This window comes from Pseudomonas sp. AIG (assembly GCF_977020205.1).
Genome location: NZ_CDROCK010000112.1, coordinates 1 through 3,170 on the forward strand (window position 1 = coordinate 1; position 3,170 = coordinate 3,170).

Annotated in this window: 3 protein-coding genes and 1 pseudogene; all 4 read right to left on the minus strand. The window is 61.7% G+C overall.

Features of this window, described 5'->3' with window-relative positions; genetic code table 11:
• A pseudogene (locus ACWR1S_RS30675) lies at positions 1-725 on the minus strand (anthranilate synthase component I); the annotation flags it as partial.
• A 71-nt stretch (positions 726-796) separates the two neighbouring features.
• On the minus strand, positions 797-1,615 hold the full coding sequence (locus tag ACWR1S_RS30680) for a phosphoglycolate phosphatase (RefSeq protein ID WP_454566117.1): 819 nt from the start codon (positions 1,613-1,615) through the stop codon (positions 797-799).
• Positions 1,612-2,286: a ribulose-phosphate 3-epimerase gene (rpe, locus tag ACWR1S_RS30685; protein ID WP_007918813.1), complete on the minus strand. Its 675-nt coding sequence runs from the start codon at positions 2,284-2,286 to the stop codon at positions 1,612-1,614. The genes ACWR1S_RS30680 and rpe overlap by 4 nt, the downstream gene beginning before the upstream one ends.
• Before the next feature lie 114 nt (positions 2,287-2,400).
• Positions 2,401-3,170: iron-containing alcohol dehydrogenase (locus ACWR1S_RS30690; RefSeq protein WP_454566118.1), on the minus strand; the 770-nt coding region annotated here is incomplete at its 5' end.

Consider the following 3,170-nt stretch of genomic DNA (forward strand, 5'->3'; position numbering starts at 1 on the left):
CAGTCACCGGCCAGGATGTATTCCTTGATGGTATCGACGGCTTTTTCGTAATCGTCCTGGGTGAAACTGGAGCGGAACACTGGATCAGCCGATTGCTGCTTGCTGAAGTCCAGGCCACGGCGCGGAGTGATCGGCTGACGCAGTTTTTCCAGCAATGCCTGCAGTTGCGCCTGACCTTGTTCGAAGGCATCAGCCTGCCCAGGGTCGGCCAGCACGATCGCGTGCATCTTGCCGGCGAGGTTGTCGAACACCACAACGGCGTCGGAAACCATCAGCAGGATGTCCGGCACACCCAGCGGATCCGGGTTCGGGCACTTGCCCAGGCGCTTCTCGACATAACGCACGCAGTCGTACCCGAAGTAACCGACCAGGCCACCATTGAAACGCGGCAGGCCAGCAATGGTCGGCACGTTGTAGCGCGCCTTGAAGGTTTCAACGAAGGCCAGCGGGTCTTCAACGTCGTGGCTTTCGGTCTCGACGCCATCGACGGTGATGCTGACGTGATGGTCGTGAACCCGCAGCACGGTGCGGCAAGGCAGGCCGATGATCGAGTAACGGCCCCATTTCTCGCCGCCCTGCACCGATTCGAGCAGGTAGGAGTTGGGCTGGTCGGCCAGTTTCAGGTAGATCGACAGCGGCGTGTCGAAGTCGGCCAGGGTTTCGCAGGCCAACGGAATGCGGTTGTAGCCGTCAGCGGCCAAGCGCAGGAATTCTTCGCGGATCATAAGGTGCCTCGTGGTGTGAGGGGCAAATCAGTCAGGTATGCAAACGCGCCGGCAGGCCGGCCAGGAACAAGTCAGGCGCGCCAACGCCAGCGGGCCAGGGCCTTGATGACTTTCATCCAGAGTTTGCGAGTGACCACCACGATGGCGTTTCCAGAATGGGAGTGAGAAGCGTCGGGCAACGTTATCTCAGCGGCCGAACCGAGGCAACCGGGAATTAGCTTGCGCAGATCGTCGATCACCAAGGCCGGCGATTCTTCGGCAATTGGCCGGCCATGGTTGTAGCCGTAACTCAGTGCCACGCATTTGACCCCCGCCGCTTTCGCCGCCAGCACGTCGCTGCGCGAGTCGCCGACGAACAACGATTGCGAGGCCGGGATGTTGGCCATTTTCATCACGAAGAACAGCGCCGCTGGATCCGGTTTCTTCTGCGGCAAGGTATCGCCGCCGATGATCCACTTGAAGTAGCGGCCAATCTTCATCTGATCCAGCAATGGCGCGACGAAACGCTCCGGTTTGTTGGTGATCAGCGCCATGGCCACGCCCTGCTTTTGCAGCCACTTGAGGGTATCGCGCACGCCGGGATAGACCACGGTCAGCTCATGGCTGGCGCCGTAAGCCTCCATGAACACTTCCAGCGCATGCTCGGCCTCGACGTCATCCACCGCTGAATGATCGATGCCACCGGCCAAGGCGCGGCGCACCAGGACCGGCGCGCCGTTGCCGACCCACTCGCGCACCGATTCGATACCGGCAGGCTGGCGGCCGAGGGAGAGCAGCATGGTGTCCACCGCCGCTGCCAGGTCTGGAACCGAGTCGATCAGCGTGCCATCCAGATCGAACATCACCAGCCGTGGCAGTTTTCCCGGGAACAGCTGCTCAAACCCGCTCATGGACGCGCCAGCGCCAGTTCGGAACGCATCTTGTCGATGACTTCCTGGTAGTTCGGTGCATTGAAGATCGCCGAGCCGGCGACAAAGGTGTCAGCGCCAGCCGCGGCGATTTCGCGGATGTTGTTGACGTTGACGCCGCCGTCGATTTCCAGACGGATGTCACGGCCCGAGGCATCGATGATCGCCCGCGCTTCGCGCAGTTTGTCGAGGGTGCCGGGGATGAACTTCTGCCCGCCGAAGCCCGGGTTGACGCTCATCAGCAAGACCATGTCGACCTTGTCGATCACATACTTGAGTACGTCCAGCGGAGTCGCCGGGTTGAACACCAGACCGGATTTGCAGCCGCCTTCACGGATCAGTTGCAGCGAGCGATCAACGTGCAGGGTGGCTTCCGGGTGGAAGGTGATGTAAGTCGCGCCGGCTTCGATGAAGTCGCCAACGATGCGATCCACCGGACTGACCATCAGGTGCGCGTCGATCGGCGCGGTGACGCCGTACTTGCGCAACGCCGCGCAAACCATCGGGCCGATGGTCAGGTTGGGTACGTAGTGGTTGTCCATGACGTCGAAGTGGACGAAGTCGGCGCCAGCGGCCAGAACGTTGTCGACTTCCTCGCCGAGGCGGGCGAAGTCGGCGGAGAGAATCGACGGAGCAATTACGAAGGGCTGCATGACGCACCTTTTCTGAGCTAAATCACGATGGCGCGCATTGTATACCTCAAGTTTCCAAGCGCGCACCGTGACCGCGATGATTGGGTTGTGCCATGACGGATCACCGGCGCTGACTCAATACGCCGCGCGGTAGATCTTCTCGATGTCGGCAGCGCTGAGTTTGCGCGGGTTGTTGCGCATCAGGCGCTCGATGCCCGCCGCTTCCACAGCCATCGCCGGGATCGCCTCTTCCGGGACACCGAAACTGCGCAGGCCGGCAGGAATTTCCACCGCTGCGCACAGATCAGTCATGGCCTGCACGGCTTTGTCTGCGGCCTCGGCGGCACTGAGATGAGCGGTCTTCACCCCCATGGCTTCGGCAATATCCTGCATGCGTTCAACGCAAGCCATCTTGTTCCAGGTCATGACATACGGCAGCAGCAACGCATTGCTCACGCCATGAGCGATGTTGAAGCGCCCGCCCAGCGGATACGCCAGCGCATGCACCGCGCCGACCCCGGCATTACCGAACGCCATACCGGCCATCAGGCTGGCGGTGGCCATGTCTTCGCGCGCTTGCAGGTTGGCGCCGTTGGCGTAGGCCTTGGGCAGCGCTCTGGCAATCAGCTTGATCGCGCCGATGGCCAGCGAGTCGGTGATCGGCGAGGCATTTACCGACAGATAGGATTCGATGGCGTGCACCAGCGCGTCGACACCACTCGCGGCGGTGACGCTGCGAGGGCAGGTCAGGGTCATTTGCGGGCTGACCAGCGCTACGTCCGGCAATAGATAATCGCTGACGATGCCTTTTTTTAGCTGCGCGACTTTGTCCGAGAGGATTGCGACATTGGTCACTTCGGAACCAGTGCCGGCGGTGGTCGGGATGGCGATCAGCGGCGGGCCTT

What these genes read in the sequence shown, in the direction of transcription:
- rpe (WP_007918813.1), bottom strand. Translation starts at nt 2,286, where the DNA reads ATGCAGCCCTTCGTAATTGCTCCGTCGATTCTCTCCGCCGACTTCGCC.
- ACWR1S_RS30680 (WP_454566117.1), bottom strand. Translation starts at nt 1,615, where the DNA reads ATGAGCGGGTTTGAGCAGCTGTTCCCGGGAAAACTGCCACGGCTGGTG.